Consider the following 7,438-nt stretch of genomic DNA (forward strand, 5'->3'; position numbering starts at 1 on the left):
AGGTCTGTCGATGTAATCTGTAATCAAGCTGAATTTCGTGTCTCTTTCGCCAAAACACCTTCGGCGTTGTAAGGTTAAGCCTCACGGTTCATTAGTATCGGTTAGCTCAACGTATCGCTACGCTTACACACCCGACCTATCAACGTCGTCGTCTTCAACGTTCCTTCAGGACCCTTAAAGGGTCAGGGAGAACTCATCTCGGGGCAAGTTTCGTGCTTAGATGCTTTCAGCACTTATCTCTTCCGCATTTAGCTACCGGGCAATGCCATTGGCATGACAACNCTTCGGCGTTGTAAGGTTAAGCCTCACGGTTCATTAGTATCGGTTAGCTCAACGTATCGCTACGCTTACACACCCGACCTATCAACGTCGTCGTCTTCAACGTTCCTTCAGGACCCTTAAAGGGTCAGGGAGAACTCATCTCGGGGCAAGTTTCGTGCTTAGATGCTTTCAGCACTTATCTCTTCCGCATTTAGCTACCGGGCAATGCCATTGGCATGACAACCCGAACACCAGTGATGCGTCCACTCCGGTCCTCTCGTACTAGGAGCAGCCCCCCTCAATTCTCCAGCGCCCACGGCAGATAGGGACCGAACTGTCTCACGACGTTCTAAACCCAGCTCGCGTACCACTTTAAATGGCGAACAGCCATACCCTTGGGACCTACTTCAGCCCCAGGATGTGATGAGCCGACATCGAGGTGCCAAACACCGCCGTCGATATGAACTCTTGGGCGGTATCAGCCTGTTATCCCCGGAGTACCTTTTATCCGTTGAGCGATGGCCCTTCCATTCAGAACCACCGGATCACTAAGACCTGCTTTCGCACCTGCTCGAGCCGTCACTCTCGCAGTCAAGCTAGCTTATNCTCTTGGGCGGTATCAGCCTGTTATCCCCGGAGTACCTTTTATCCGTTGAGCGATGGCCCTTCCATTCAGAACCACCGGATCACTAAGACCTGCTTTCGCACCTGCTCGAGCCGTCACTCTCGCAGTCAAGCTAGCTTATACCTTTGCACTAACCTCCTGATGTCCGACCAGGATTAGCTAACCTTCGTGCTCCTCCGTTACTCTTTAGGAGGAGACCGCCCCAGTCAAACTACCCACCAGACACTGTCCGCAACCCGGATCACGGGTCTACGTTAGAACACCAGCCATTAAAGGGTGGTATTTCAAGGTTGGCTCCATGCAGACTGGCGTCCNAACAGCCATACCCTTGGGACCTACTTCAGCCCCAGGATGTGATGAGCCGACATCGAGGTGCCAAACACCGCCGTCGATATGAACTCTTGGGCGGTATCAGCCTGTTATCCCCGGAGTACCTTTTATCCGTTGAGCGATGGCCCTTCCATTCAGAACCACCGGATCACTAAGACCTGCTTTCGCACCTGCTCGAGCCGTCACTCTCGCAGTCAAGCTAGCTTATGCCTTTGCACTAACCTCCTGATGTCCGACCAGGATTAGCTAACCTTCGTGCTCCTCCGTTACTCTTTAGGAGGAGACCGCCCCAGTCAAACTACCCACCAGACACTGTCCGCAACCCGGATCACGGGTCTACGTTAGAACACCAGCCATTAAAGGGTGGTATTTCAAGGTTGGCTCCATGCAGACTGGCGTCCACACTTCAAAGCCTCCCACCTATCCTACACATCAAGGACCAGTGTTCAGTGTCAAGCTATAGTAAAGGTTCACGGGGTCTTTCCGTCTTGCCGCGGGTACACTGCATCTTCACAGCGAGTTCAATTTCACTGAGTCTCGGGTGGAGACAGCCTGGCCATCATTACGCCATTCGTGCAGGTCGGAACTTACCCGACAAGGAATTTCGCTACCTTAGGACCGTTATAGTTACGGCCGCCGTTTACCGGGGCTTCGATCAAGAGCTTCTCCTTACGGATAACCCCATCAATTAACCTTCCGGCACCGGGCAGGCGTCACACCGTATACGTCCACTTTCGTGTTTGCACAGTGCTGTGTTTTTAATAAACAGTTGCAGCCAGCTGGTATCTTCGACTGATTTCAGCTCCATGAGTAAATCACTTCACCTACATATCAGCGTGCCTTCTCCCGAAGTTACGGCACCATTTTGCCTAGTTCCTTCACCCGAGTTCTCTCAAGCGCCTTGGTATTCTCTACCTGACCACCTGTGTCGGTTTGGGGTACGATTTTGTGTTACCTGATGCTTAGAGGCTTTTCCTGGAAGCAGGGCATTTGTTACTTCAGCACCGTAGTGCCTCGTCATCACACCTCAGCGTTANGACTGATTTCAGCTCCATGAGTAAATCACTTCACCTACATATCAGCGTGCCTTCTCCCGAAGTTACGGCACCATTTTGCCTAGTTCCTTCACCCGAGTTCTCTCAAGCGCCTTGGTATTCTCTACCTGACCACCTGTGTCGGTTTGGGGTACGATTTTGTGTTACCTGATGCTTAGAGGCTTTTCCTGGAAGCAGGGCATTTGTTACTTCAGCACCGTAGTGCCTCGTCATCACACCTCAGCGTTAACAAGACTCCGGATTTACCTGGAATCTCCGCCTACATGCTTAAACCGGGACAACCGTCGCCCGGCTAACATAGCCTTCTCCGTCCCCCCTTCGCAGTAACACCAAGTACAGGAATATTAACCTGTTTCCCATCGACTACGCCTTTCGGCCTCGCCTTAGGGGNGACTGATTTCAGCTCCATGAGTAAATCACTTCACCTACATATCAGCGTGCCTTCTCCCGAAGTTACGGCACCATTTTGCCTAGTTCCTTCACCCGAGTTCTCTCAAGCGCCTTGGTATTCTCTACCTGACCACCTGTGTCGGTTTGGGGTACGATTTTGTGTTACCTGATGCTTAGAGGCTTTTCCTGGAAGCAGGGCATTTGTTACTTCAGCACCGTAGTGCCTCGTCATCACACCTCAGCGTTAGCAAGACTCCGGATTTACCTGGAATCTCCGCCTACATGCTTAAACCGGGACAACCGTCGCCCGGCTAACATAGCCTTCTCCGTCCCCCCTTCGCAGTAACACCAAGTACAGGAATATTAACCTGTTTCCCATCGACTACGCCTTTCGGCCTCGCCTTAGGGGTCGACTCACCCTGCCCCGATTAACGTTGGACAGGAACCCTTGGTCTTCCGGCGTGCGGGTTTTTCACCCGCATTATCGTTACTTATGTCAGCATTCGCACTTCTGATACCTCCAGCANCCTGTTTCCCATCGACTACGCCTTTCGGCCTCGCCTTAGGGGTCGACTCACCCTGCCCCGATTAACGTTGGACAGGAACCCTTGGTCTTCCGGCGTGCGGGTTTTTCACCCGCATTATCGTTACTTATGTCAGCATTCGCACTTCTGATACCTCCAGCATGCCTCACAGCACACCTTCAACGGCTTACAGAACGCTCCCCTACCCAACAACACATAGTGTCGCTGCCGCAGCTTCGGTGCATGGTTTAGCCCCGTTACATCTTCCGCGCAGGCCGACTCGACCAGTGAGCTATTACGCTTTCTTTAAATGATGGCTGCTTCTAAGCCAACATCCTGGCTGTCTGTGCCTTCCCACATCGTTTCCCACTTAACCATGACTTTGGGACCTTAGCTGGCGGNCACCTTCAACGGCTTACAGAACGCTCCCCTACCCAACAACACATAGTGTCGCTGCCGCAGCTTCGGTGCATGGTTTAGCCCCGTTACATCTTCCGCGCAGGCCGACTCGACCAGTGAGCTATTACGCTTTCTTTAAATGATGGCTGCTTCTAAGCCAACATCCTGGCTGTCTGTGCCTTCCCACATCGTTTCCCACTTAACCATGACTTTGGGACCTTAGCTGGCGGTCTGGGTTGTTTCCCTCTTCACGACGGACGTTAGCACCCGCCGTGTGTCTCCCGTGATAACATTCTTCGGTATTCGCAGTTTGCATCGGGTTGGTAAGTCGGGATGACCCCCTAGCCGAAACAGTGCTCTACCCCCGAAGATGANCCATGACTTTGGGACCTTAGCTGGCGGTCTGGGTTGTTTCCCTCTTCACGACGGACGTTAGCACCCGCCGTGTGTCTCCCGTGATAACATTCTTCGGTATTCGCAGTTTGCATCGGGTTGGTAAGTCGGGATGACCCCCTAGCCGAAACAGTGCTCTACCCCCGAAGATGAGTTCACGAGGCGCTACCTAAATAGCTTTCGGGGAGAACCAGCTATCTCCCGGTTTGATTGGCCTTTCACCCCCAGCCACAAGTCATCCGCTAATTTTTCAACATTAGTCGGTTCGGTCCTCCAGTTAGTGTTACCCAACCTTCAACCTGCCCATGGCTAGATCACCGGGTTTCGGGTCTATACCCTGCAACTTAACGCCCAGTTAAGACTCGGTTTCCCTTCGGCTCCCCTATNTTCACGAGGCGCTACCTAAATAGCTTTCGGGGAGAACCAGCTATCTCCCGGTTTGATTGGCCTTTCACCCCCAGCCACAAGTCATCCGCTAATTTTTCAACATTAGTCGGTTCGGTCCTCCAGTTAGTGTTACCCAACCTTCAACCTGCCCATGGCTAGATCACCGGGTTTCGGGTCTATACCCTGCAACTTAACGCCCAGTTAAGACTCGGTTTCCCTTCGGCTCCCCTATTCGGTTAACCTTGCTACAGAATATAAGTCGCTGACCCATTATACAAAAGGTACGCAGTCACCCCATAAAGAGGCTCCCACTGCTTGTACGTACACGGTTTCAGGTTCTTTTTCACTCCCCTCGCCGGGGTTCTTTTCGCCTTTCCCTCACGGTACTGGTTCACTATCGGTCAGTCAGGAGTATTTAGCCTTGGAGGNCGGTTAACCTTGCTACAGAATATAAGTCGCTGACCCATTATACAAAAGGTACGCAGTCACCCCATAAAGAGGCTCCCACTGCTTGTACGTACACGGTTTCAGGTTCTTTTTCACTCCCCTCGCCGGGGTTCTTTTCGCCTTTCCCTCACGGTACTGGTTCACTATCGGTCAGTCAGGAGTATTTAGCCTTGGAGGATGGTCCCCCCATATTCAGACAGGATACCACGTGTCCCGCCCTACTCTTCGAGTTCACAACACATGCACTTTTGTGTACGGGNCTCCCCTCGCCGGGGTTCTTTTCGCCTTTCCCTCACGGTACTGGTTCACTATCGGTCAGTCAGGAGTATTTAGCCTTGGAGGATGGTCCCCCCATATTCAGACAGGATACCACGTGTCCCGCCCTACTCTTCGAGTTCACAACACATGCACTTTTGTGTACGGGACTATCACCCTGTACCGTCGGACTTTCCAGACCGTTCCACTACCACACATGCTGATTCAGACTCTGGGCTGCTCCCCGTTCGCTCGCCGCTACTGGGGGAATCTCGGTTGATTTCTTTTCCTCGGGGTACTTAGATGTTTCAGTTCCCCCGGTTCGCTTCATTACGCTATGTATTCACGNCGGACTTTCCAGACCGTTCCACTACCACACATGCTGATTCAGACTCTGGGCTGCTCCCCGTTCGCTCGCCGCTACTGGGGGAATCTCGGTTGATTTCTTTTCCTCGGGGTACTTAGATGTTTCAGTTCCCCCGGTTCGCTTCATTACGCTATGTATTCACGTAATGATAGTGTGACGAATCACACTGGGTTTCCCCATTCGGAAATCGCCGGTTATAACGGTTCATATCACCTTACCGACGCTTATCGCAGATTAGCACGTCCTTCATCGCCTCTGACTGCCAGGGCATCCACCGTGTACGCTTAGTCGCTTAACCTCACAACCCGAAGATGTTTCGTAAAACANAATGATAGTGTGACGAATCACACTGGGTTTCCCCATTCGGAAATCGCCGGTTATAACGGTTCATATCACCTTACCGACGCTTATCGCAGATTAGCACGTCCTTCATCGCCTCTGACTGCCAGGGCATCCACCGTGTACGCTTAGTCGCTTAACCTCACAACCCGAAGATGTTTCGTAAAACACTTCAGTGTTGCGAAAATTTGAGAGACTCGGACACACCGCTTTTCATTTCTTGTTTACGGAGAAATGAAACAGTGTGTCGTTTCAATTTTCAGCTTGATCCAGATTTTTAAAGAGCAAATATCTCAAACGAGACTCGAAAGTCTGTTTTGAGATACTTCGGTCGGCGACTTTCACTCACACATACCAGCAAGTGGCGTCCCCTAGGGGATTCGAACCCCTGTTACCGCCGTGAAAGGGCGGTGTCCTGGGCCTCTAGACGAAGGGGACACTGAAGTCTCAATCGCAAGACGCCTTGCTATTTACTTTTCATCAGACAATCTGTGTGAGCACTACAAAGAACGTTTCTTTAAGGTAAGGAGGTGATCCAACCGCAGGTTCCCCTACGGTTACCTTGTTACGACTTCACCCCAGTCATGAATCACAAAGTGGTAAGCGCCCTCCCGAAGGTTAAGCTACCTACTTCTTTTGCAACCCACTCCCATGGTGTGACGGGCGGTGTGTACAAGGCCCGGGAACGTATTCACCGTGGCATTCTGATCCACGATTACTNTTCTTTAAGGTAAGGAGGTGATCCAACCGCAGGTTCCCCTACGGTTACCTTGTTACGACTTCACCCCAGTCATGAATCACAAAGTGGTAAGCGCCCTCCCGAAGGTTAAGCTACCTACTTCTTTTGCAACCCACTCCCATGGTGTGACGGGCGGTGTGTACAAGGCCCGGGAACGTATTCACCGTGGCATTCTGATCCACGATTACTAGCGATTCCGACTTCATGGAGTCGAGTTGCAGACTCCAATCCGGACTACGACATACTTTATGAGGTCCGCTTGCTCTCGCGAGGTCGCTTCTCTTTGTATATGCCATTGTAGCACGTGTGTAGCCCTACTCGTAAGGGCCATGATGACTTGACGTCATCCCCACCTTCCTCCAGTTTATCACTGGCAGTCTCCTTTGAGTTCCCGGCCGNTGAGGTCCGCTTGCTCTCGCGAGGTCGCTTCTCTTTGTATATGCCATTGTAGCACGTGTGTAGCCCTACTCGTAAGGGCCATGATGACTTGACGTCATCCCCACCTTCCTCCAGTTTATCACTGGCAGTCTCCTTTGAGTTCCCGGCCGGACCGCTGGCAACAAAGGATAAGGGTTGCGCTCGTTGCGGGACTTAACCCAACATTTCACAACACGAGCTGACGACAGCCATGCAGCACCTGTCTCAGAGTTCCCGAAGGCACCAAAGCATCTCTGCTAAGTTCTCTGGATGTCAAGAGTAGGTAAGGTTCTTCGCGTTGCATCGAATTAAACCACATGCTCCACCGCTTGTGCGGGCCCCCGTCAATTCATTTGAGTTTTAACCTTGCGGCCGTACTCCCCAGGCGGTCGACTTAACGCGTTAGCTCCGGAAGCCACGCCTCAAGGGCACAACCTCCAAGTCGACATCGTTTACGGCGTGGACTACCAGGGTATCTAATCCTGTTTGCTCCCCACGCTTTCGCACCTG

The 7,438-nt window shown here is 52.1% G+C and carries 1 tRNA gene and 2 rRNA genes; all 3 read right to left on the minus strand.

Going from position 1 to position 7,438, the window contains the following annotated elements:
- Positions 1–294: 294 nt before the first annotated feature.
- Positions 295–5,731 (minus strand): 23S ribosomal RNA (locus B9P82_RS28665).
- 403 nt (positions 5,732–6,134) lie between these two features.
- A tRNA-Glu gene (locus B9P82_RS07380) sits at positions 6,135–6,210 on the minus strand.
- 293 nt (positions 6,211–6,503) lie between these two features.
- A 16S ribosomal RNA gene (locus B9P82_RS07385) occupies positions 6,504–7,438 on the minus strand; the annotation flags it as partial.

Origin of the sequence: Citrobacter sp. L55 (genome assembly GCF_002850715.1) — a bacterium.
In the GTDB taxonomy this organism is placed as follows: Bacteria; Pseudomonadota; Gammaproteobacteria; order Enterobacterales; family Enterobacteriaceae; genus Citrobacter; species Citrobacter braakii.